16 protein-coding genes are annotated in these 23,377 nt (G+C 73.9%); 10 read left to right on the top strand and 6 right to left on the bottom strand.

Annotated elements, in window-relative coordinates; all coding sequences use genetic code 11:
• The first annotated feature begins 5 nt into the window (after window positions 1–5).
• The 7 genes from ABEA43_RS14305 to ABEA43_RS14275 all read left to right on the top strand — a co-directional run bounded on the left by ABEA43_RS14305 (window position 6) and on the right by ABEA43_RS14275 (window position 16,508).
• Window positions 6–1,112 carry a MupA/Atu3671 family FMN-dependent luciferase-like monooxygenase gene (locus ABEA43_RS14305; protein WP_345561933.1) on the top strand — a complete coding sequence of 369 codons (1,107 nt, stop codon included), beginning with the start codon at window positions 6–8 and terminating at the stop codon, window positions 1,110–1,112.
• On the top strand, window positions 1,109–5,701 hold the full coding sequence (locus ABEA43_RS14300) for an amino acid adenylation domain-containing protein (RefSeq protein WP_345561932.1): 4,593 nt from the start codon (window positions 1,109–1,111) through the stop codon (window positions 5,699–5,701). Before ABEA43_RS14305 ends, ABEA43_RS14300 begins: the two co-directional genes overlap by 4 nt.
• The gene (locus ABEA43_RS14295) at window positions 5,698–9,483 is read left to right on the top strand and encodes an amino acid adenylation domain-containing protein (protein WP_345561930.1); all 3,786 of its coding nucleotides are present in this window, start codon (window positions 5,698–5,700) and stop codon (window positions 9,481–9,483) included. The genes ABEA43_RS14300 and ABEA43_RS14295 overlap by 4 nt, the downstream gene beginning before the upstream one ends.
• The gene (locus ABEA43_RS14290; RefSeq protein WP_345561928.1) at window positions 9,483–12,671 is read left to right on the top strand and encodes a non-ribosomal peptide synthetase; all 3,189 of its coding nucleotides are present in this window, start codon (window positions 9,483–9,485) and stop codon (window positions 12,669–12,671) included. The genes ABEA43_RS14295 and ABEA43_RS14290 overlap by 1 nt, the downstream gene beginning before the upstream one ends.
• Window positions 12,668–14,710 carry a beta-ketoacyl synthase N-terminal-like domain-containing protein gene (locus ABEA43_RS14285; RefSeq protein WP_345561926.1) on the top strand — a complete coding sequence of 681 codons (2,043 nt, stop codon included), beginning with the start codon at window positions 12,668–12,670 and terminating at the stop codon, window positions 14,708–14,710. Before ABEA43_RS14290 ends, ABEA43_RS14285 begins: the two co-directional genes overlap by 4 nt.
• 23 nt (window positions 14,711–14,733) lie before the next feature.
• Window positions 14,734–16,059, top strand: a complete 1,326-nt coding sequence (locus ABEA43_RS14280; RefSeq protein WP_345561925.1) for a cytochrome P450 — start codon at window positions 14,734–14,736, stop codon at window positions 16,057–16,059.
• A 68-nt stretch (window positions 16,060–16,127) separates the two neighbouring features.
• A complete protein-coding gene (locus ABEA43_RS14275) occupies window positions 16,128–16,508 on the top strand; it encodes a VOC family protein (protein ID WP_345561923.1) in 381 nt (126 codons plus the stop codon).
• On the opposite strand, the gene ABEA43_RS14270 is transcribed toward ABEA43_RS14275, so the two are convergent.
• The 3 genes from ABEA43_RS14270 to ABEA43_RS14260 all read right to left on the bottom strand — a co-directional run bounded on the left by ABEA43_RS14270 (window position 16,505) and on the right by ABEA43_RS14260 (window position 18,078).
• Window positions 16,505–17,401 carry a TIGR03619 family F420-dependent LLM class oxidoreductase gene (locus ABEA43_RS14270; protein WP_345561921.1) on the bottom strand — a complete coding sequence of 299 codons (897 nt, stop codon included), beginning with the start codon at window positions 17,399–17,401 and terminating at the stop codon, window positions 16,505–16,507. The genes ABEA43_RS14275 and ABEA43_RS14270 overlap by 4 nt on opposite strands.
• Before the next feature lie 66 nt (window positions 17,402–17,467).
• Window positions 17,468–17,815, bottom strand: coding sequence for a hypothetical protein (locus ABEA43_RS14265; protein ID WP_345561919.1), 348 nt, complete (start codon window positions 17,813–17,815; stop codon window positions 17,468–17,470).
• A 29-nt stretch (window positions 17,816–17,844) separates the two neighbouring features.
• Window positions 17,845–18,078, bottom strand: a complete 234-nt coding sequence (locus ABEA43_RS14260) for a hypothetical protein (protein WP_345561917.1) — start codon at window positions 18,076–18,078, stop codon at window positions 17,845–17,847.
• A gap of 323 nt (window positions 18,079–18,401) precedes the next feature.
• Between ABEA43_RS14260 and ABEA43_RS14255 the strand changes: the two genes are divergently transcribed.
• Both ABEA43_RS14255 and ABEA43_RS14250 read left to right on the top strand, forming a co-directional pair.
• Complete coding sequence (locus ABEA43_RS14255; protein ID WP_345561915.1) at window positions 18,402–19,256, top strand: phosphotransferase; 855 nt, start codon at window positions 18,402–18,404, stop codon at window positions 19,254–19,256.
• 58 nt (window positions 19,257–19,314) lie between these two features.
• Window positions 19,315–19,584 carry a TFIIB-type zinc ribbon-containing protein gene (locus ABEA43_RS14250; RefSeq protein ID WP_345561913.1) on the top strand — a complete coding sequence of 90 codons (270 nt, stop codon included), beginning with the start codon at window positions 19,315–19,317 and terminating at the stop codon, window positions 19,582–19,584.
• Between the two features lie 114 nt (window positions 19,585–19,698).
• On the opposite strand, the gene ABEA43_RS14245 is transcribed toward ABEA43_RS14250, so the two are convergent.
• From ABEA43_RS14245 to ABEA43_RS14235, 3 genes are all read right to left on the bottom strand, one after another.
• Window positions 19,699–20,682 carry a hypothetical protein gene (locus tag ABEA43_RS14245; protein ID WP_345561912.1) on the bottom strand — a complete coding sequence of 328 codons (984 nt, stop codon included), beginning with the start codon at window positions 20,680–20,682 and terminating at the stop codon, window positions 19,699–19,701.
• 37 nt (window positions 20,683–20,719) lie between these two features.
• Entirely contained in the window at window positions 20,720–22,324 is a 1,605-nt protein-coding gene (locus ABEA43_RS14240; RefSeq protein ID WP_345561911.1) for an ABC-F family ATP-binding cassette domain-containing protein, read from the bottom strand.
• 246 nt (window positions 22,325–22,570) lie between these two features.
• Complete coding sequence (locus tag ABEA43_RS14235; protein WP_345561909.1) at window positions 22,571–23,092, bottom strand: CGNR zinc finger domain-containing protein; 522 nt, start codon at window positions 23,090–23,092, stop codon at window positions 22,571–22,573.
• A 25-nt stretch (window positions 23,093–23,117) separates the two neighbouring features.
• On the opposite strand from ABEA43_RS14235, the gene ABEA43_RS14230 reads away from it, so the two are divergent.
• Window positions 23,118–23,282 (top strand): hypothetical protein, encoded by a 165-nt coding sequence (locus ABEA43_RS14230; protein ID WP_345561908.1) that lies wholly within the window; start codon window positions 23,118–23,120, stop codon window positions 23,280–23,282.
• The last annotated feature ends 95 nt before the right edge of the window (window positions 23,283–23,377 follow it).

The following is a 23,377-nucleotide window of genomic DNA, read 5'->3' as shown; positions in this document are numbered from 1 at the left end:
GGTCCATGGACCTCAGCGTGATGTTCTTCGGCGCGGACGACGCGAGCACCGTCGGCCATGCCACCAAGTACGACGACATCCTGGCGATCACCCGGGCCGCCGACCGGCTCGGGTTCACCGCCGTCTGGACCCCCGAGCGGCACTTCCAGCAGGTCGGGCAGGTCTTCCCGAACCCGGCCCTGCTCAGCGCCGCGCTCGCCGTCGCCACCGAGCGCATCCACGTACGAGCGGGCAGCCTCGTCCTCCCCCTGCACCATCCGCTGCGCGTCGCCGAGGACTGGGCCGTCGTGGACAACCTGTCGCGCGGCCGGGCCGGGATCTCGGTGGCCACCGGCTGGCACTCCAAGGACTTCGTGCTCGCGCCGGACGCGTTCGAGGACCGCAGGGAACGGGCCTTACGCGACATCGGCCTGCTGCGCCGGCTGTGGGCGGGCGAGACGGTGGAGTTCACCGACGGGACGGGCGAGCGGGTGGCGGTGGCCTCGCAGCCACGGCCGTACTCCGCCGCTCTGCCGCTGTGGACGACCACGTCGGGCAGCCCGCAGACGTGGGAGGCGGCCGGGCGCCTGCGCACGAACATCCTGGGCGCCACCATCGGCCAGACCCGCGAGGACCTGGCCGGGAAGATCCGCCTCTACCGTGACGCCTACGCGCAGGCCCCCGAACAGGCGGGCGCACCCTCCCGGGGGATCGTCACGCTCATGGCGCACACCTACGTGGGGGTGACGGACGAGGAGGCGCGGCGGCGGGCGGGCGGGCCGCTGAAGGAGTACCTGAAGTCGTACGTGGCGCAGACAGCCACCAACAAGGCGCCGGCCAAGACGGGCGGCGAGTCGGCGGGCAGGGCTGCGGGCGGGGCGGCGGGGAGGGCTGCGGGTGACGCGGCGGGTGCGCTCACCGGCGGGCAGCTCGACACGCTGGCCGAGTTCGCCTTCCAGCGGTACCTGAGCTGGGGCAGCCTGCTCGGCTCGGCCGAGACGTGCCGCAAGAGCCTGGCGGACCTGGCGGACCTGGGGTGCGACGAAGTGGCCTGCTTCGTCGACTTCGGGCTCGGCGCCGAGGAGGTGCTCGCGGGGCTGGAGCGGCTCGCCGAGCTGCGGGAGGACCTATGAACGAGCTGAACGCGACCAGCGCAGAAGCCCTTGCGAGCACGACCGGCACACGTACCGGAAGCGGGGGCGGGAGGATTGCGGAGCGGTTCGCTGCGCTGGGCGGCGAGCGGCGGGTGGAGTTGCTGCGCCGCCTGGTCGAGGCGGGCAAGGTGGCGGCCGTGCCGGACATCGTGCCGCCGCGCGACCCCGACCGGCCGGTGCGGCTCAGCCCGGCGCAGGAAGACCTGTGGGTGTATGAGTCGCTCTATCCGGACACCGCAGCGCTCAACCTGTGCTGTTCCTACCATTTCGACACCCCCGTGGACCCCGCCGATCTGGAGGCGGCGCTGACCATCGTGCAGGGGCACCACGACAGCCTGCGCATGCGGATCTCGGGCGAGGTGGGCGACCTGCGGGTGGAGTTCCCGGAGGCGGAGCCGTTCAAGCTGGAACGGCTTGACCTGCGCGGCACGGACGTCACCCGGCAGGAGGCCCTGCACGCCTTCTCCCGCCGCACGTTCGACCTCGACGGCGGGCGGCTGATCAGGGGCCAGTTCATCACCGTGGACGACACGCGCGCCACGCTGGTCCTGGCCCTGCACCACATCGCGACCGACTGGTGGTCGTTCGACGTGCTGCACGGCGAGCTGACCGAGGCCTACAGGGCCGTCCGCGACCGCGATCTGCCGGGCCTGGGCCGTCCCGCGATCCAGTACGCCGACTTCGCCGGATGGCAGCGGGAGCTGGCGGCGGCCGGGGTGTTCGAGGCCCAGCTCGGCTGGTGGCGCGGCTACCTGGCGAACCCGCCGAAGCCGCTCACCGTCGGATCCGCCGCTCCGGGCGGCGGCTTCGGCGTGGAGCAGATCGCGTTCCGCATCGACGCGCGCACCGAGGCCGCCGTGCGCGCGCTGGCCAGGGAGCGCGGGGCCACCGTGTACGGGGTGCTGATGACGGCGTTCGCCGTGTTCGCGCACCGGCTGACCGGCGAGAACGACCTGATCACGGGCACTCCCCTGGCCAACAGGTCCGCCAGGGGCCTCGACCGCGTCATCGGGTACGTCATGAACTCCCTCCCCGTCCGCTGGCGGCTGGACGGCGGCACGACGTTCGCCGAGCTGCTGGCCCGCTTCACCGCCGACTTCCCCGCGATCCTCGCCAACGCGGACGTGCCCGTCGGGCGGATCGTCCAAGCGGTGGATCCTGAGCGGGTGGCCGGGCGGTCGCCGTTGTTCCAGTGGGTGTTCATGCACCTGCCGCGCCAGGAGAGCGTCGCCAGGCTGCGGGAGATCGCCGATCCCGAGCGGGTGCACACCGGCGGGGAGCACGATCTGATCGGGATCGTACGGGACTCGGACGACGGGTTCGAGGCGAGCCTGGAGATCCGTACCGACCTGTACGCGCCGGAGGTCGTGCGGACCTGGGCGGAGGCCTTCCGCACGCTGCTCGGCTCGCTGGTGGCCGCGCCGGAGGCACCTGTGCGGGCGGCGCCGATGGTGTCCGGGGAGGAACGGCGGCGCCTGCTGACCACGTTCGGCACGGGCCCCACCGTCGGCGAGGGAGGCCGCGAACCGGCGATTGTGGGGCTGCCGGGGGTGGTGGATCGGCAGGCGGTGCTGACGCCTGATGCCGTGGCCGTGGAGTCGGACGGTGAGCGGGTGACCTATCGCGAGCTGGTGCGCCGGTCCGAAGGGCTGGCGGGTGCGCTGCGGGAGCGCGGCGTCGGGCCGGAACGGGTGGTCGCGCTGGGACTCAGGCGTTCGGCGGCGCTGGTGGTGGCGATCCTGGCGGTGCAGCGGGCCGGCGGGGCGTACCTGCCGCTCGATCTCGACCATCCGGCCGAGCGGCTGGCGTACCTGATCGAGGACGCGGGCGCGATGCTGCTCATCGCGGAGCCGGAGCCGGAGCCGGAGCCGGGTGCGCTGCCGGGGCTGCGGATCGAGCGGATCACGCCCGAAATATCGCGATTTAAGACGGAATTTGACCCTATAGACCCGCGTAGTGCGGCCTACGTGATCTACACCTCCGGCTCCACTGGCCGGCCGAAAGGCGTCGTGGTCAGCCACGCGGGTGTCGCGAGCCTGGCTCACGCCCTGGTGACCGCGTTCGGGCTCGACAGCGACAGCCGGGTGCCGTTGCTGGGGTCTCCGGCGTTCGACATCTCGGTGGCGGAGCTGTGCATGGCGTTCGGCTCGGGGGGCACGCTGGTGATCCCGGGCGGGGGTCCGCTGGTGGGCGCGGAGCTGGGTGCGGCGCTGCGGGCGGGGCGGATCACGTTCGGGCTCGTGCCGCCGGCCGTGCTGGCGACCGTACCGGCCGGTGACCATCCCGATCTGCGCGGCCTGGCCTCGGGTGCGGACGTGTGCCCGCCGGAGCTGGTCCCGGCCTGGGCGGGCAAGCGCTTCTTCAACGCGTACGGCCCCACGGAGACCACCGTCGCGGCGAGCGTGAGCGACCCGCTCGCCGCCGGCGGCGGCCTCCCGCCGATCGGCCGCCCGCTGGCCGGCACCCGCCTGTACGTCCTGGACGCCCGCCTGCGCCCGGTGCCCGTCGGGGTGCCCGGCGAGCTGTACGTCGCCGGCGACGGCGTGGCACGCGGCTACCTGGGCCGCCCCGGGCTCACGGCCGGGCGCTTCGTGGCCGACCCGTTCGGTACGCCGGGCGACCGCATGTACCGCACCGGGGACCTCGTCCACTGGCGGGCCGACGGCCAGCTCCAGTTCCTGGGCCGGGCGGACGACCAGGTGAAGGTGCGCGGCCACCGGATCGAACCGGCCGAGGTCGAGACCGTGCTGGCCGGGCACGAATCCGTCGCCCAGGCGGCGGTCGCCCTGCGCGACGGGCGGCTCGTCGCCTACCTCGTGCCCGGGGCGGCGGGCCGGGACCTGGCCGTCGCCGGCGTGCTCGCGCATGCCGTGGCGGCGTTGCCCGCGCACCTGGTTCCGTCGGACTTCGTGGTGCTGGACGCGCTCCCGGTCACGTCCCAGGGCAAGCTGGACCGTGCCGCCCTGCCCGCTCCCTCCGCCGATCCGAAGGCTGGGCGCGAGCCGGTCACCGAACGCGAGTCGGCGCTCTGCGCGCTGTTCGCCGAGCTGCTCGGCGTGGGCGGCGTTGGCGCGGACGACGACTTCTTCCGGCTCGGCGGTGACAGCATCACGGCGATCCAGCTGGTCAGCCGGGCCAGGGAGGAAGGGCTCGGGCTCACGCCGCGCGAGGTGTTCGTCGCCAGAACCCCGGCCGCGCTGGCCGCCGTCGCCCGGGTGGCCACGCGGGCGGTCGCGGACTCTCCCACGGGACGGTTCCCGCTCACGCCGATCATGCACTGGTGGCGCGAGCACGGCGGGCCGCTCGGCGCCTTCACCCAGTCCCTGGTGCTGCCGGTGCCGGAAGGTGCCGGGGAGGAGCGGATCAGGGCGGCGCTGCGGGCGCTGACGGTCCGGCACGCGGCGCTGCGCATGCGCCTGCTGCGCCACTCGGACACGGATTGGGAGCTTGAGGTGCCGCCGCCGGACGAGGCGGCGGAGATCCCGTTCACCCGCGTGGACGCGCGTCAAGTCGCCGATGCGGTCCCAGAGACGCTGGCGCTGGATCCCGAGCGGGGCCGGATGCTGGCCGCCGCCTGGCTGGCTCCCGACCGGCTGCTGGTCACGGCGCACCACTTCGCCGTGGACGGCGTCTCCTGGCGCATCCTCGGCCCCGAGCTGACCGCTCTGCTCCAGACGCCGGACCCCGCAGCGCCGGCGCAGGGGACGTCGTTCGCGCGCTGGGCCCGCCTGCTGGCCGCCGAAGCGGTGAACCCCGAGCGGGTGGCGGCCGAGCTGCCCGTCTGGGAGCGGATGGCGGCGGACGGGAACGACGCCCTCCTGCTCCCCGCGCACCGCGAGCGCGGCGGCGCGCGGACGACCCTGACCACCACGCTGCCACCGGACCTCACCGAGCAGGCGATCACGCACCTCCCCGCCGCCTTCCGCTGCGGCCCCAACGAGGTGCTCCTGACCGCCCTGGCCACCGCCGTCGCCCGATGGCGCGAGAACGACGGCGGCGCGGGCGTGCTGGTCGACATCGAAGGGCACGGCCGCGAGGCCCTGGCCGACGACGCGGACATCTCCGGCACCGTCGGCTGGTTCACCACCCAGTACCCCGTCCGCCTGGATCCCGGCGGAACCCCGGCGGACGCCCTCAAACGGATCAAGGAGCAGCTCCGCGCCCTCCCCCGGTCCGGTCTCGGCTACGGCCTCCTCCGCTACCTGAACCCCGCCACCGCCCCCAGACTGGCCGCCCTCCCCGCCGCCGACGTGCGCTTCAACTACCTCGGCAGGTTCGACGGCGAGCTGGTCGGCATGCCCGGCGCGCCGATGGCGTACGGGCTGGAGCTGGACGCCGTCGCCCGGCCAGGCCCCGGCGGCACGCGCCTGGTGGCGAGCTGGTCCTACGACGCCCGCGCGATCACCGAGGAACGGGTGTCGGCACTGGCCGCCCTCTGGTCCCGCGCGCTGGCCGAGCTGGCCGGGCTGACCGGCGAGGGCGGCGCGACCAGCTCCGACTTCCCGCTGGTCGAGCTGACCCAGGGCCAGATCGACGCACTCGAAGCGGACCTGGACGGCGGCTGGTGAGCGGCCGGCTGGCCGACGTCCTGCCGCTCTCCCCCGCCCAGGAGGGCCTGCTCTTCCACGCCCTGTACGGCGGCGAGGACGCGTACGTCGTCCAGGCCCGGTTCGCGCTCGACGCCCCGGCGGACCCGGCACGCCTGCGGGCCTCGGTGGAGGGCCTGCTCGCCCGCCACCCCAACCTGCGGGCCTGCTTCCGCCACAAGGGCCTGGAGCGGCCGGTCCAGCTCGTGCCGCACCGGGTGCGGGTGCCGTGGACGGAGGTGGACCCGCCGTCGGCGGCCGAGCTGGAGCGCCTGCTGGAGGCCGACCTGCTGCGGCCGTTCGACGTCACCAGGCCACCCCTGATCCGCGCCACCCTGGTCCGCGACGGCCGCGCGGAGGGCGGCCACACAGAGGACGGGCGGGCAGCGGGCGGGTGCGACGAGCTGGTGCTGACGATGCACCACATCCTGGTGGACGGCTGGTCGATGCCGATCCTGGCCAGGGAGCTGGCCGCGCTGTACGCCGGCGAGAGCGCGCTGCCGCCCGCGCCGCCGTACCGCGACTATCTGACCTGGCTGCGCGCGCAGGACGGCGAGCAGGCGGCACGGGCCTGGCGCGAAGCGCTCGCGGACCTGCCCGGCCCGTCCCTGCTCAGACCGGGTGCCGGCGCGGCGAGCAGGCTGCAGGAGTCGGTGGAGCTGGAGCTGACGGCGGAGCTGAGCGCGGCCCTGCGGGAGCGGGCGCGCACGTCGGGCGTGACCGTCAACACGCTGGCGCAGGCCGCATGGGGACTCGTGCTCGGGCGGCTGACCGGGCGCGACGACGTGGTGTTCGGGGCGGTGGTGTCGGGCCGCCCGCCGGAGGTGGCCGGCGTGGAGTCGATGGCGGGCCTGTTCATCAACACCCTCCCGGTACGGGTCAGGACCCGCGAACGCGACTTGCTGACCCGCCTCCAGGACGAGCAGGCCAGGCTCACGGCCTACCACCACGTACGCCTCGCGGACGTGCAACGCGGCACCGGCGAGCTGTTCGACACCCTGCTGGCCTTCGAGAACTACCCCCGCGACGGCCTGACCGCCCCCGGCCTCCGCCTGACCGAGGTACGCGACGCCACCCACTACCCCCTCACGATCACGATCGTCGCCGGGCCCCGGCTGTGGCTGCGCCTCGGCTACCGCGCCGACCTGCTCACCCGGGCCGAGACCGAGGCGATCGCGGCCCGGCTCACAAGGACGTTCGAGGCGCTCGCGGGCGGCGGCGACGCGCGGGAGGCCGGCGCGCTGCCGGAGGCGGAGACGTACCGGCTGCTGGTGACGTGGAACGACACCCCGCGCGCCGGGCCGCCCGCCGGGTCCGTGCACGAGCGGTTCGCGGCGCAGGCGGCGCGCACGCCGGACGCCGTGGCCGTCGAGCACGGCGGGCTCACGCTCACCTACGCCGAGCTGGACGCCCGCGCCGGCGAGGTGGCCGCCCGGCTGGACCTGACGCCGGAGACGCGGGTCGCGGTGCTCATGGAACGCTCGCCCGAGCTGGTCGTCGCCCAGCTCGCCGTGCTGAAGGCGGGCGGCTGCTACGTCCCGCTGGACCCCGGGCAGCCCGGGACGCGGCTGGCCTGGCTCCTGCGCGACAGCGGCGCGCGCGTCGTGCTGAGGAGCCTGGACGACGCGCCCGCCGAGGTCCCCGCGCCCGCCGGGCCCGCCGCGCCCCTACATCCGCACGCGGCCGCCTACGTCATGTACACCTCCGGCTCCACCGGCGCTCCCAAGGGCGTCGTCGTCACCCACGCGAACATCCTGGAGCTGGCCGCCGACCCGCGTTTCGCCGCGCACCGCAGGGTCCTGCTGCACAGCCCGCACACCTTCGACGCGGCCACGTACGAGCTGTGGGCCCCCCTGCTGAACGGCGGCACCGTCGTCATCGCCCCGCCGGGCCCGCTCCAGCCGGACACGATCAGGCGCGGCCGGCTCAGTGCCGTCTGGCTGACCGCCGAGCTGTTCCGCACGCTGGCCGACCTCGCGCCGGACGCGCTCGCCACGGCCGCCGAGGTGTGGGCGGGCGGGGACGTGCTGCCGCCGGACACGGTCCGCCGGGTGTCGGGGCTCGGGGTCCAGGTCGTCAACGGGTACGGCCCCACCGAGACGACCACGTTCGCCACCAGCCACCGGGTGGACGCCTCCGGGGACCGGGATTCCGTGCCGATCGGCCGCCCGCTGGCCGGCACCCGCGTGTACGTCCTGGACGCGCGCCTGCGCCCGGCCCCGATCGGCACGACAGGAGAGCTGTACGTCGCCGGGACCGGGCTGGCCCGGGGCTACCTCGGCGCGCCGGGGCGGACGGCCGAGCGGTTCGTGGCCGATCCGTTCGCGGCGGGCGAGCGGATGTACCGGACCGGGGATCTGGCGCGGTGGACGTTCGGCGGGGAGCTGGAGTTCGTCGGGCGGGCCGACGGTCAGGTGAAGATCCGCGGCTACCGGATCGAACCGGGCGAGGTGGAGGCCACGCTGGAGAGCTGCCCCGGCGTGGCCCGCGCCGTGGCGGCCGCCGTACCCGGCGCGGAGGGGACGCGGCGGCTCGTCGCGTACATCGTGCCGGACCACGTGAATGCGGACGGCGGGGTGGTGGAGCGGGTGCGCGAGCACGCGGCGGCCCGGCTGCCCAAGCACCTCCTCCCTGACCGGTACGTCGTGCTCGGCCGCCTCCCGCTCACCCCGCACGGCAAGGTCGATCGCACCGCCCTGCCCGCCCCGGCGCTGGGCGGGCCGCAAGGGGGCGACCGCGCCGCGACCCCGCGCGAGAAGGAGCTGTGCGGCCTCTTCGCGTCGGTGCTCGGCCTGCCGGAAGCGGGCCCGGGCACCGACTTCTTCGCCGCAGGCGGCGACTCGCTGCTGGCCATGCGGCTCATCGCGGCGGTCGAGTCGGAGCTGGGCCTGCGCACCTCCATCGCCGCGCTCTTCGACGCCCCCACCCCCGCCACGCTCGCCGTCCGGCTCGACCGGCGGGCCGCGGAGCTGGACCTGTCTCCCCTGCTCACGCTGCGTGCGGAAGGGAGCAGGCCGCCGCTGTTCTGTGTGCATCCCGGCCGGGGCATCGGCTGGTCGTACACCGCCCTGCTCCCCCACCTCCCCCCGGACCACCCGGTCCACGCCCTGCAGTCACCGGTCCTCCAGGACGGCGGGTACCGGCTGCCGGAGACCATGCGGGAGCTGGCCGACGACTATCTCGCCCGGGTCAGGTCCGTCCGTCCGGAGGGGCCGTACCTGCTGCTCGGCCACTCCTTCGGCGGCCTGCTCGCGTACGAGATGGCCGCCCGCCTGCGCGCGCACGGGCAGGAGGCGGCCGTGGTCGCGGCGCTCGACGCGGTCCCCTGGCCGCCGGGGCCCGAGCCGGATCCGGACGCGGTCGAGCAGGAGGCGCTGACCATCCTGCTGCGCACCCGCGCCCTGCACCCCTACGCGCAGCCCGGCCGGCTGGAGCCCGAGCGGGTGTTCGCGGCGGTGCGCGACAGCGACGGCCCCCTGTCGGGGCTGCCCGGCGACCGGCTGGCCGCCGTGGCCCGCACGATCGCGGGGCACCTGCGGCTGGCCGTCACCTACCGGCCGCCGCCATACGACGGGACCGTGCTGCTCTACGCCGCGACCGCCCAGCCCGGCGGGGAGGACTCGGCCGTCAAGGCCGGGCGCTGGGCGAGCACGGCCCGGCACGTACGCGTCCACGATCTCGCCTGCGGGCACAGCGACCTGCTCAGGCCAGGACCCGCCGCCGAGATCGCCAGAGTCCTCCAACCGATCCTGCGGGAGTTGTGATGGTACCGGTCGAGTACGAGTTCCCCGTGTCCCCCGCGCAGGCCAGAATGCTGGTGCTCGACCAGCTCCATCCCGGGACCGCCCAGTACAACGTGCCGGTGGCCTTCGCCGTGCGCGGCGACCTCGACGCCGAGGCGTTCCGCGCGAGCCTGGACGCGGCGGTGGCCAGGCACGAGTCGCTGCGCACCGTCTTCAGGCCGCACGACGGCCAGTACCTCCAGGTGATCGCGGCGGAGGCGAAGGCCGACCTCCGCGTGGAGCGGGACGTCCCGGCCGCGGAGGCCGGGGCGCTGCTGGCGGCGGAGGCGGCGCGGCCGTTCGACGTCGAGGCGGGGCCGCTGCTGCGCTGCGTCCTGTACGCGCTCGACGACGGCACCCACCGCGTCCTGCTCACCGCGCATCACGTGATCTGCGACGGCTGGTCCCTGGAGCTGCTGCTCCAGGAGCTCGCCGAAGGCTACGGCGAGCACACGGGGCTGCGGCCGGCCCGCGCGGACCGTCCCGAGCCGCTGCAGTACCCCGACTACGCCGCCTGGCAGCGCGAGCGCCTGGCCACGCACGCCCTGGACGCCGCCGTCGGCTTCTGGGCCGGCTCGCTCAAGGACGCCCCCACGACGACGGCCCTCCCGCTCGACCATCCGCGCCCGGCCGTGCAGTCCACCGCGGGCGGCGTCGAGCGCGTGACGCTGCCCGCGCACCTGCACGAGCGCCTGACCGAGGTCGCCGCCGGGCGGAACGCGACGCCGTTCATGGCGTTGTTCGCGGCGTTCGCGGCGTTCCTGACCCGGATCACGGGACAGCGGGACCTCGTGGTGGGCGTCCCGGTCTCCGGCCGCGACCACCCCGACGTTCAGGGCCTGGTCGGCCTCCTGGCCAACACCCTCGCCGTACGGGCCGACCTGTCGGGCGACCCATCCTTCCACGACCTGCTCACCCGGGTGCGCGAGCGGCTGGTCGCCGCGCAGCCGTACCAGGAGGCGCCCTTCGAGGCCGTCGTGGCAGCCGTCCTGGACGCCGGAGCTCCCGGCCGGGAGCTCAGCCACGACCCCCTCGTCCAGGTGATGTTCGCCTACGACGACGACACCCGGCTGAGCCTGGACCTGCCGGGCCTCACGGCCGAACGGATCGAGCTGCTGCTGGACGACGCCAAGTTCGACCTGCTCCTGTCCGTGCAGCGCGAGGCCGGCGGCCTGGCCGCCCATTTCGTCTACCGGGCCGACCTGTTCACGCGGGCGACCGTCCGCCACTGGGCCCGCGCGTTCGAGACGCTGCTGAACGGGCTGCTCGACCGGCCCGGCCGGCCGCTGAGCGCCGCCGACCTGCTCGCGGACGAGGACCGCCGCCTGATCCTCGACGACTGGAACCGCACCCAGACGCCCGCCGGAACCGGGCGTCTCGTCCCTGACCTGGTGGCCGACCGCGCACGGGAGCGGCCGGACGCGACCGCGCTGGTGTACGGCTCGGTCTCGCTCACCTACCGCGAGCTCCTGGACCGCGCCGACCGCCTGGCCGGCCGGTTGCGCGCGGCGGGCGTGGGCCCCGAGGTGCCCGTCGGCCTCTGCCTGCCCAGGGGCGCCGACATGGCGGTGGCCGCCCTGGCCGTGCTGCGCGCGGGCGGCGCGTACGTCCCGCTCGACCCCGAACACCCGGAGGCCCGGCTCACGTTCATGATCGCCGACGCCGGGGTGCGGCTGCTCGTCGCCGACGAGCCCCGGGACCTGGGCGTGCCCGTGACCGCACCGGACGACACCGCCCCGCTCGCCCCCGTCGGTCCCGTGACCGGCGGGCGCCCCGCCCCGGAGAACACCGCCTACATCCTCTACACCTCCGGCTCCACGGGCGTCCCCAAGGGCGTCGCCGTCGAGCACCGCGCCCTCCTCAACCTGGCCACCGCCGTACGCCCCCAGTTCCCCGTGACCGGCGAGGACCGGGTGCTGCAGTACGTGTCGTTCGGGTTCGACGTGGCCGTGTCCGACGTGTTCTTCGCGTTCGTGGCCGGCGCGGAGCTGCACGTCGCGGCCGGGTGCGAACGGCTCGGCGACGACCTGTACGCCCGGCTGCGCGACTCCCGCATCACCTACGCCTTCCTGCCCCCGTCCGCCGCCATGTCGCTGCCGTGCCCGCCGGACGCGCTGCCCGACCTGCGCACGCTGGCCGTGGGCGGCGAGGCGTGCCCGGCCGAGCTGGTGGAGCGGTGGGCGACGCCGGCGCGCCGGGTCGTGGACGCGTACGGGCCGAGCGAGACCACGGTGTACGCCACCACGGCCGACCTCGTGCCCGGCCGCCCGGTGGTGATCGGCCGGCCGGTGGCGAACGCGCGCGCGTACGTGCTGGACGAACGCCTGCGCCCGGTGCCCGTCGGGGTGACCGGGGAGATCTACCTGGCGGGGGCCGGGATGGCGCGCGGCTACGCCAACCGGCCAGGGCTGACGGCGGAGCGGTTCGTCGCCGACCCGCACGGGCCCGCGGGCGGGCGCATGTATCGCACGGCTGACCTCGGCCGTTACGACGCCGGCGGCGTCCTGTCCTACCTCGGCCGGGTGGACACGCAGGTCAAGCTGCGCGGGTTCCGCGTCGAGCTGGGCGAGATCGAGACCGTGCTGGCCGGGCACCCGGGCGTCTCGGTCGCCGCGGCGGCCGTCAGGGAGGACCGCCTGGCGGTGTACGTCGTGCCCGCGAACGGCGAGCCGCCGCCTCCCCCTGCGGAGCTGCGGGCGTGGCTGGGCGAGCGGCTGCCCGGCTACATGGTCCCCGACACCGTGGTCCCCCTGGCCGAGCTGCCCGTGAACCGCTCGGGCAAGGTGGACAGGACCCTGCTGCCCGAGCCGCCGCGCACCCGCCCCGACCTCGGCCGGCCGTACACCGCGCCGTCCACCCCGGCGGAACACCTGCTCGCCGGCGTATGGGCGGAGGTGCTCGGCGTGCCCGGGATCGGCGTCCACGACAACTTCTTCGACCTGGGCGGCAACTCCATCAGGCTGCTGGCCGTCCTGGCGGCGCTGCGCGAACGCGGCCTGGACGGCGGGCTGAGGCTGGTGGAGCTGTTCAGGCATCCCACGGTCGCCGCGCTCGCCGCCCGCCTGGACGGCCCTGTTTCACCGGATCACGACGAGGCCAGGAACCGGGGCCAGAGCAGACGCGAACGGCTGGCCGCTCGCAGGAACGCGCAGAGAGGCGGCACGAGATGACCTATGAGATGACCGACGCACCGGCGGCCGCGATCGTGGGGATGAGCGGGCGCTTCCCCGGCGCCCGTGACCTGGCCGAATACTGGCGGAATCTGCGGGCGGGCGTGTGCTCGATCGCTGATTTCGGCGAGGAGGAGTTGCTGGCCGACGGCGTCGATCCCGGCGAGCTGCGCAGCCCCGGGTATGTGGCGTCCAAGGGGTTCCTGGCGGACGCGGACCGGTTCGAGCACGACCTGTTCGGGTTCAACGCCACGGAGGCGGCGGCGCTGGATCCGCAGCATCGGCTGCTGCTGGAGACGGCGTGGTCGGCGCTGGAGGACGCCGGGTACGATCCGCGCGCCGCCCCCGCCAGGACCGGCGTGTACGTGGGCGGCGGGCCGACCGAGCACTCGGTCGCCGCGCAGGTCGATCGGCGGCTGCGTGCCCGGCTCGGGCCCATGCACGTCCGGGTGTTCACCGATCGGGAGTTCCTGGCCGGCTGGATCTCGTACCGGCTGGGGCTCGACGGGCCCAGCCTGACCGTGCAGACGGGCTGCTCGACGTCGCTGGCGACCGTGCACGTGGGCGTGCAGGCGCTGCTGGTCGGCGAGTGCGACCTGGCGCTGGCGGGCGGCGTGTCGATCGGCTCGCCGTACAAGCGGGGTTACCTGTACGAGCCCGGCGGCATCTCCTCGCCCGACGGACGGTGCCGGCCCTTCGACGAGAAGGCGGCGGGCATGGTCGGCGGCGACGGGGTCGGGCTCGTGGTGCTCAAACGCCTGGAGGACGCCGTGGCCGACGGCGATCCGATCTACGCGGTGGTGCGCGGGACCGCGCTCACCAACGACGGCTCGGCCCGGGTGGGGTTCACCGCGCCCGGGGTGGACGGGCAGGTGGCCGCGATCGTCGAGGCGTGGGAGTCCGCCGGTCTCGACCCCGCGGACGCGCAGTTCCTGGAGGCGCACGGGACGGGCACGGACCTCGGCGACCGGATCGAGGTGGCGGCCGCGGCCGGGGCGTTCGCCGGGGCGCGGCGCTGCGGGATCGGCTCGGTGAAGGCCAACATCGGGCACCTGAACGCGGCCGCCGGCATCGCCGGGTTGATCAAGGTCGCCCTGATGCTCCGCCACCGCACGCTGGCGCCCACCGCCAACGTCACCAGGCCGCACCCCGACCTCGACCTCGACGCCACCCCGTTCCGCCTCCTGACCACGTCCACCGAGTGGACCCGCCCGGAACGCGGCACACGCCTGGCGGGGGTGTCGTCGCTGGGCATCGGCGGCACGAACGTCCACGTCGTCCTCCAGGAGCCCCCAGAACCGACCTCGGAGGCGTCCTCGCAGGCGCGGGTGGACCCGGCGTCGCCGCAGGTGGGGGCCGTGGTGGTGCCGCTGTCGGCCCGTACCCCGGAGCGGCTGGCGACGGCGGCCGGGCGGCTGGCCGCCGTGCTGCGCGCGCCCGGTGCGCCGCCGCTGGCCGACGTCGCCCACACGCTGGCCACGGGCCGCACCCGCCTGGACGTCCGCGCGTACGTGGTCGCCGCGACCCATCAGGAGGCCGCCGCCGCCCTGGACGCGCTGGCCTCGGCGCCCCTGGACCCGCCGGCCGGGGGCGGCTCACCACTGGGCGCGGACTGGGTGGCGGGCCGCGACGTCGCCTGGCCCGAGGGGGGACGGCGGGCGCACCTGCCCACGTACGCGTTCGCGGGCGAGAGCCACGGCGCACTCAGCCTGGGGACGCTGACGGGCCCGGACGCCCCCGGCCCGGCGACGGAGGCGGAGGAACAGCGGGACGACCCGGCTACGGCGGTGACCGAGCTGTTCATGACGACGCTCGGCCTGTCCGACCCCGCCGACCTGGCCAGAACGTACTTCTCCGTCGGCGGCGACTCCCTGACCGCCGTCTTCCTGGTCAGTGAGCTGCGCGACCGCTTCGCCCTGGACGTGCCCATCGAGCTGTTCCTCGGCGAGCTGCCGCTCGACCAGCTCATCGCCCGCGCCCTGAGCGCCGGGGACGACGACGACCTGCTGGGCGACCTCCTGGACGAGCTGGAACGATGAGACCTCCCGAGCGAGCTGAGCCGATGAGCCCTCCCGTACCGGCCGGAGTGGCGAGGCCGCAGCCGGACGTCGCCGGGATCGACGACCTGGACCTGCTCGACCCCGCCCTGCACGCCGCCAACGACCTCACCCCGGTCTGGCGCTGGCTGCGCGCCCACGACCCGGTACGCAGGCACGAACGGTTCTGGAGCGTCACCCGGCACGCCGACGTCCTGCGCGTCGTACGCGACCCGGCAGCCTTCACCTCACTCCAGGGCAACATGCTGCGCACGCTCCTGCGCGGCCACGATCCCGGCGCGGGCCGGATGCTGGTCGTCACCGACGGGCCGCGGCACACCCGCCTGCGGCGGCTCCTGACGCCCGGCTTCGGCCCCCGCACGCTCGGCCCCGTCACCCGCTCCATCACCACCGCCACCCGTGAGCTGCTCGGCGCGCTGGTACGGCGCGGCGGCGGCGACTTCGTGGCCGAGGTCGCCGCCCAGGTGCCCTTACGCGCGATCTGCGAGCTGCTCGGCGTCCCCGAGCGCGACCGCCGGCGCGTCCTGGAGCTGACCGGCGACGCGATGCTGGGCGAAGGCGACACCCACGAACAAGGCGGCACCAGCCCCGGAACCAGAGCGGACGGCGGAGGCGGCGGAGCGGCGGGACCGGGCCGCAGGACGGGAGCGGGTGGCGGGACGGGCAGCGCGGGCAACGCGGGCGGCGTGACTCGGCAGGCCAGGATCGCGCAGAGCGAGATCCTGCTCTACTACACCCGCCTGGCCGCAGAACGCAGGACCGCCCCCGGCGACGACATCGTCAGCCTCCTCGTCGGCGGCGGCCTCACCGAGGAGGAGATCCTGCTCAACTGCTACAACCTGATCATCGGCGGCGACGAGACCGCCCGCCTGGCGATGGCCGGCGGCCTGCTGGCGCTGGCCACGTACGGCGAGCAGTGGGCCCGCCTGCGCGCCGACCCCGCGCTCATCGCCCCCGCCGTCGAGGAGATCCTGCGCTGGACCACCCCCGCCGCCCACGTCGGCAGGACGGCCACCAGGGACACCGAGCTGGCCGGGCGGAAGGTGGCGGCCGGAGACGTGGTGGCGCTCTGGACCGTCTCCGCCAACCGCGACGAGACCGTCTTCGACGCCCCCGACCGCTTCGACGTGGGCAGGACGCCGAACAGGCACCTGACGTTCGGCTACGGCCCGCACTTCTGCCTGGGCGCCCAGCTCGCCCGCGCCGAGATCGGCGCCCTGCTGGCCGAGCTGCGGGAGAGCGTCCGCGAGATCACGGTGACGGGCCCGGTGACCTGGCTGCCGTCGAACTTCATCAACGGCGTCCGCACCCTGCCCATCGCCCTCGAATAGACACAGAAGCAGACACCGAAGCAGACACCGACATGGACGCCGGGACGGCCGCGAAATAGCCTGAAGACATGTCCGTCCATCTGAACCACACCATCGTGCCGGCCAGGGACAGAGACGAGACCGCCGCGTTCCTGGTCGATCTGCTGGGCCTGGAGCCGGCCCCGGTCTACGGCCCGTTCCGGGTCGTCTCGCTGGGCAACGACGTCTCGCTCGACGTCGTCCAGGCAGGCGCGGACGTGCCGTCGCAGCACTACGCGTTCCTGGTCGGCGACGAGGAGTTCGACCAGATCTGGGGCCGGATCAAGGATCGCGGCCTGACGTACTGGGCCGATCCGTTCCATCAGGAGCCGGGGCGGATCAACACCAACGACGGCGGGCGCGGCCTCTACTGGTCCGACCCCAACGGCCACAACCTGGAGATCATCACGGTGCCGTACGGCGGCTTCTAGGGCGCCAGCGCCTCCAGCGCCTCCTCGGCCCTGCGCATCGCGTCCTTGGCCTCGGTCGCGACGAACTCGCGGTCGAAGTTGAGGTCGTGGAAGACGTCCGTGACACCGGCCGCGGCCAGCTCGTCCACGTCGCGCCTGATCTCCTCGAACGTGCCGGTCAGCGGACGGCGCTCCCCGTCGTGCCCGGCCGGCCTGACCTGGGTGACCCCGCGGCACACGAACCTGAACGCCGCCGCGTCCCGCCCCGACTCCGCCAGCGACCGCTTGATCAGCTCGATCCGGCCGGCGATGGCGGACAGGTCCTCCCTGCTGGAGCTCACCCAGCCGTCGGCGAGCCGCCCGGCGCGGCGCAGCGCGACCTCGGCGGTCCCGCCCAGCAGGATCGGGGGCGGCCCGGGCAGGGGCTTGGGATCGATATGGGACGGCGGCACCCGGAAGAAGTCGCCGTCGTGCTCGACCACGTCGTCGGCCCACGCCTTGCGCAGCACCTCGACGAACTCCTCCCCGCGCCGTCCGCGCCTCTCGGAGCTCGTACCGGTGGCCTCGAACTCCTCCGGCAGCCAGCCCAGCCCGAGCCCCGCCGTCAGCCGGCCGCCCGAGAGCGTCTGCAGCGTGGCGAGCTGCTTGGCCAGCACCACGGGCTGCACGTACGTGTTGATCACCGCCACCCCGAGGCCGATCTCGCTCGTGACGCCCGACAGGTGGGCGAGCGTGACGACGGGGTCGTGCACGCTGCGATAGGTCGGCCCCATCGGGTGCCCGACCGGATACAGCAGCCGCTGGAACGTCCACAGCTCGCGATAGCCGAGCTCCTCGGCCCGGGCGGCGACGCGGCGCATGTTCTCGGGCGTGGCCCAGGGCCCTGACTGGGGTACGGCGAAACCGACTCTCATGGGACCTAGTCTGACCGACGCGTGTGCCCTCCCGACAGGAGCAGCCTTCGAACGCATCGGTCGTGGTCATCGTGTGCCCCCTTCAGGTTGTTGGCGTCCTTTATCTCGTTCGTCCCGAGCACGAGCTCTCGCCCGGGCCAGCGCCGTATCCCGCCGCAGCGCCTCTTTGGCCGCCTCGATCTCCGCCTCGCTCGGGCCGCCCACCGCCTCGGGCTCCGTCGCCCACTCGGCCTGCGCCACAGACTCCTCCGCCTCCAGATCGGCCCGCTGCCACCGCCAGCCCTCCCCCGGCCGCCACCCACGACGCCGCCTCGCGGCTTCCCGCTCCCGCTCCCGCATCGCACGGGCCGCCCGTCGCGACGAGACAGCCAGCCACTGCCGGGCCAGCTCCGCCCACTGCTCCGCGTCGCTCACGACAACCTCCCGGCCGACCGCCGCTCTCGTCACGCGGCCCGCAATGCCGGCCCCACCGCCTCCTGCCCCTGCCGACGCCGCTTCATCCCCGCACGAGCCGCCCGGCACTCGGCGCCCGGGCCCGCCGCCGGCACTGCCTGCACCGGGGCCAGCGTCTCAGGCGGAAGCACACGCTCAGCGTCGAACTCGCCCCCGAGCACCGCCACCAGCCGCTCCCGCGCCTGCCGCCGAACCGCCTCCGCCCGCTGCGACCGCGACGCCATCGGGCGGAGGCGGTTCAGTGCGCAGCCGCTCACACAAAGCGATCTTGTCTCGTTCCGTCCCGGCCGTGTCGTGCAAGCCCCAATGCGGCGAGATGCGTGGCCTGCCTGGCCTCCGTGGTGATCTTTCCTCGCGCGCTCATGGACGTGGGCGAAAAGATCATTCCGCGTGGAATCCGCGACCAGCGGCACCCACAGGTATCGACCGGCGCATGCACCGAACGCGGACGGGCGGCCGTTACCGCAGGCTAGGCGGGCGGTTCCGAGTGGTCCGGTGGGTCCCTTCGGCGACCTGCGACCCCAAACCTGCCAGATAGTGTGTACGAGTGGGTCTGGAGGCGGAACTGGCGGGGATCGCCGCGGCGTATGGCGGCACGGGCAGGCCTGTGCGGCACGCGACGCGCACGGATGTCGTGGTGTTACGCATGGGCGAGGTCGTGGTCAAGGCCCACTCCGCCCGCGACGACGACGAGTCGTTACGCCCCAGGCTGCGGGCCGCCGCGGCGGCCGCGGTGAGCGGCGTGATGCTGGCCCCGCTGGTGCCCGAGGTGCTGACGGCCGCCGGGCGGGCGGTGACGGTCTGGCCCGCGGGCCGTCCGGTCTCTCAAGACAACCCCGGCGCCGCCCCCTGGGAGGAGGGCGCCAGGCTGCTGGCCAGGCTGCACGCCGTCCCTCTCACGCTGATGCCCGGGATGCCCCCGGCCGGCGGGCCCGCCAGGGCCGCCCGCGCCGTCACCCGCATGACCGGTGACGGCCCCGTCGAGCAGCTGGTCAGGCGGGCCTTCAGGGAGCTGCCCGCTCCCACGCCCACGCCCGCGCTGCTGACGCACGGCGACTGGCATCTGGGCCAGCTCGTCCAGCGCGACCGCTGGCTGCTCATCGACATCGACGACCTCGGCGTCGGCGACCCGGCATGGGACCTGGCCAGACCGGCCGCCTGGTACGCCGCCGGGCTGCTGGAGCCGGCCGTCTGGGATCGCTTCCTGGGGGCGTACCAGGCCTCCGGCGGGCCCGCCCTCGGGCCGGGCGACGACCCGTGGCAGCGGCTCGATGTGCCGGCCAGGGCGCTCACCGTTCAGCTCGCCGCCGTGGCCGTGCTCAACGCCGAGCGGGAGGATCGGGAACTGGACGACGTCGAACATTCGTTGGTCGAATCGTGCAACAGAATCGTCCGAGCGTGACGAGGTTGCGCGCGGTAGGTTTCACCCTGAGACCTCGAAGCCAAGGAGAGCGACTTAGATGCAGTGCCCCAAGTGCCGCGGGAACATGCGGACCTATGAGCGCAACGGTGTGCACATCGAGCAGTGCGACAACTGCCGTGGGATCTTCCTCGACTACGGCGAGCTTGAGACGCTGAGCCGGATGGAGTCGCAGTACCACGCGCCTCCTCCCCCCGGCCCCGCCCCCGGCCCTGCCTGGGGCGCCCCGCATGGCGGCCACGGTGGCCACTACGGTGGCCACGGCCGCCACGGTCAGCGCAGCTGGGTGGGCATGCTGTTCTCGACGTGATCAGATGGGCCGCGCACCCCGGGTGCGCGGCCCCTGCCGTTTCCCGGCCCGTGAGGACCTGTGGGACCCGTGGGGCCAGCGAGGACCGTGAGGCCCGCGAGACGACCGGGTCGCTCAGCCCGGGAAGTCGTCCGGGTCCACGGGCGCGGTGCGGGCGTTGCCGCCGGAGATGGCGTGCAGCGTGATCCGCCAGTCGTGCCAGCGGATCTGCGTGGCGGTGAACGTGGTCTTGAACTTCACGCTCTTCTGGAACCGCTCGAAGCTGCACTCGCGGGTGAACGTCTTGCCCTTGCCGTCCCAGTCCACGCCGTGCGTGAAGTAGATCTTGTAGCTACCGTCCCGCACGCCTCTGACCTTGAACTTCGCCTTCCTGCGCACATAGACGCTGAACGCCTTGCTGCCGCCCTTCACGACGGTGACGACCGCGTCGCGGGTGCCGCCGTTGTCGATCTGCAGCGAGCTGCGGCCGTTGAGTGAGCCCTTGCGGATGTACGAGCCGTTGCTCAGCCGCCTGGTCTGCTTCTTCTTGGCCGACACGTCCACGACGTCGGCCGGGTAGTCGCCGGCGCTCTGCAGGGCCTCGCCCGCCTTGTCGAGCGCGGTCAGCTTGTCGTCGACGTCGGTCAGCACTGCCGAGGAGGTGCACAGGTCCCGCGCGCCGACCTTGCCCGAGGTGGTGCCCAGCTCGGTGGCGAAGTCGCGCAGGCTGGTCACGTACGTGTCGTGCTGGGCGCGGATGGCGTCGGGCGGGGTGAGGACGGCGAGCGCGTCGGCGGCGCCGCTCAGCGCGTCCTCCGCCTTGCTGACCCGCTGGTCCAGAGCCTTGACCCCGCGCGCGGCCACTAAGGCGTCGATCGCGGCGGCCATCGACTTGTGCCTGCTGTCCAGCTCGCCCTTGTAGGCCTCCGGCGTCAGCGCGGCCGGGGCGGGGCTGGTGCTGGCGGACGCGCCGCCGCTGGCCGGCGCGCCGCCCTTGCCGCCGGCGACGCCGCTGACCTTGGGCTCACCGCCGGTCGGTGCGGGCGCGGGAGACGAGCACCCGCCCGCGGTGAGCGCCGCCAGGGCCAGAACGCAGGAGATCAACCGAGGTGAAGCCACCTGCCACACTATCGCCCGGTTGATCCCTGCCCGTCAATCACGATTCAGCCAGTCCGTCCTCCCGGTCCTGCCGTAGCCAGCGGGTGATCCCGAGCGTCTCCAGGAACGGCAGGTCGTGGCTGGCCACGATGAGCGCCCCCCGGTACGCCGACAGCGCCTGCGCGAGCTGGCGGACGCTGGCCATGTCGAGATTGTTGGTCGGCTCGTCGAGCAGGAGGAGCTGCGGCGGCGGCTCCGCCGACAACAGCGCGGCGAGCGTCGCACGGAACCGTTCGCCGCCCGACAGCGTGCCAGCCGCCTGGTTGGCCCGCTCGCCTCTGAACAGGAAGCGCGCCAGCCGGGCCCGCACCTCGTTGACCGAGGCGGAGGGTGCGACGGCGCGGACGTTGTCCAGCACGCTGAGCGCGTCGTCCAGCAGGTCGAGCCGCTGCGGCAGGTAGCGGACCGGGACGTGGGCGCCCTGCTCGACGATCCGCTTGAGCAGGGTCGTCTTGCCCGAGCCGTTCGGGCCGAGCAGGGCGATCCGCTCGGGCCCGCGTACGACGAGCGTGTCCAGCACGGCCGTGCGGACCGCCCCCTCGTCCTCAGCAGCAGCGCCGGGAGGCGGGGCCAGCGGGAGGGTCAGCACCGTGCGGCCCGCGGGCACCTCGGTGCCGGGCAGCTCGATGCGGATCTCCGCGTCGTCGCGTACGGCGAGCTCGGCCTCGCTCAGCCGGTCGCGCGCCTCCTCCAGCTTCTCCAGGTGCAGGTTGCGGTGCTTGCCCGCGGACACCTGGGCCTTCCCCTTGAGGGTGTTGGCCACGATCTTCGGCACCTTCTTGTTCTCGAAGGCCTTCCTGCCGTTGCGCAGGTTCCTGTCGAGCTTGATCCTGGCCTCGACGAGCTCGCGCTGCTGCCGGCGCACCTCGCCCTCCGCGGTGCGCACCGTCCGCGCGGCGGCCTCCTGCGCGGCCGCGACCTGCTCCTCGTAGGCGCTCAGGTTGCCGCCGTACATGCGGACGACGCCCTCGCGCAGCTCGGCGATCTGGTCGACGAGCTCCAGCAGCGTACGGTCGTGGCTGACGACCACCAGGACGCCCGCCCAGGCGGCGACAGCGGCGTAGAGCCGCTCCCGCGCGTCCAGGTCGAGGTTGTTGGTGGGCTCGTCGAGCAGCAGCACCTCCGGCCGTTTCAGCAGCTGGGCGGCCAGCGCGACCATGATGGTCTCGCCGCCGGACAGCGTGCCGACCGTGCGGTCCAGCCCGATGTGATCGAGGCCGAGCCGGTCGAGCTCGGCCCGCGCGCGCTCCTCGACGTCCCAGTCGTCGCCGACCGCGGCGAAGTGCTCCTCCGCCACGTCGCCGCGCTCGATGGCGTGCAGCGCGGCCCGCGTCCCGCTGATCTCCAGCAGGTCGGACACGGTACGGCCGGCGCCGAGCGGGACGTTCTGCGGCAGGTACCCCACCTCGCCCGAGACCGACACGGATCCGGATCGAGGCGCCAGCTCCCTGGCGATGATCTTCAGCAGCGTGGACTTGCCCGACCCGTTGACCCCGATGAGCCCGGTACGCCCGGCGGGGAACGCGGCGTCCAGCCCGTCGAGCACCTTGGTGCCGTCAGGCCAGCCGAAGGACACGTGATCTACCACAATGGAAAATGACATAAGGCGGCTCCCGTCACAAACGTCGAAATTTCGTGACTTGGCGGGAATCACCGCAGATGCGCGCGACGACACAGGGAACTCGAGCGAGGGTCGCTCAGAGTGGAGGCGAGGAGATCGCCGAGGCCCAGGTGTGCGCGCATGCCCAAGACAGGGCTGAACGGCGCGGTGCCCGCGACCTCAGATCCTCACGTCGGCTGCCCCCGTGACTCGGCGATAAGACGCACGGGACTATATGCGAATCGCCCGTCACTTGGCAAGGCTCCTGGCGCGATGCGCCGCCACGTTGACCCTGTTCGCGCAGGCCAGGGAGCAGAACCGGCGCCGCCCGTTGCGCGAGGTGTCGACGTAGACGGTGTCGCAGCCCTCCCTGTCGCAGCGCCCGAGCCGGCGGCCGTCGGAGAACGAGATCGCCATCGCCAGGCCGCCCGCCGAGGTGTCCTTCGCCCTGGCCACGATGTCGGCGTCCACGGAGAAGAAGTGCAGGTGGGGCTCGCGGCCGTCGTGGGTGCTGACGTACGGCTTGGTCGCGGTGCCGTCGAGCAGATCGTTGACGAGTTTGACCTGGAGGTCGAGGTCGAGCTCCCCGAACACCGGCGCGAGCCGCCCCGCCCACCCCCGCAGCTCCCGCGCCTGCCCGGCGGTCACGGCGGTGCGCAGCAGGCGGTGCTCCGACAGCATCGCCTCGACCGCGGCCGGGCTGAAGTCGGTGGCGTTGACCAGCGCCGCGGCGAGGGCCGCGCCATTACCGCCGTAAGCGTTGAAATGCATAAGGTCATTACATCAGATTGGAATCATGCATCCCAGAGGCCTGCACGACCCCCTCGCCCTGACCGTCGTCTCCTCACACCGCACCTCCGAAGGTCTCGTCTCCTACCTGCGATGCGCCTGCGGCGCGTGGGAGGTGCGGACCGCGAGGGGCGTCGTCGTCGCCCCCCAGCGCCCTCTCCCCCACTGCTGAAGGCCGATGAACGAGCCCTCAGCGGCTCCCGCACGCCCGGGACCATCGACTGATACGGCGCCGTCGTCCTAGAGTCGGGCTCAACACCCCTCCAG

It is taken from the genome of Nonomuraea rosea (assembly GCF_039539705.1).
In the GTDB taxonomy this organism is placed as follows: Bacteria; Actinomycetota; Actinomycetes; order Streptosporangiales; family Streptosporangiaceae; genus Nonomuraea; species Nonomuraea rosea.
The sequence above is the reverse complement of the archived record's forward strand: the minus strand, read 5'-3'. Positions and strand labels throughout refer to the sequence as shown.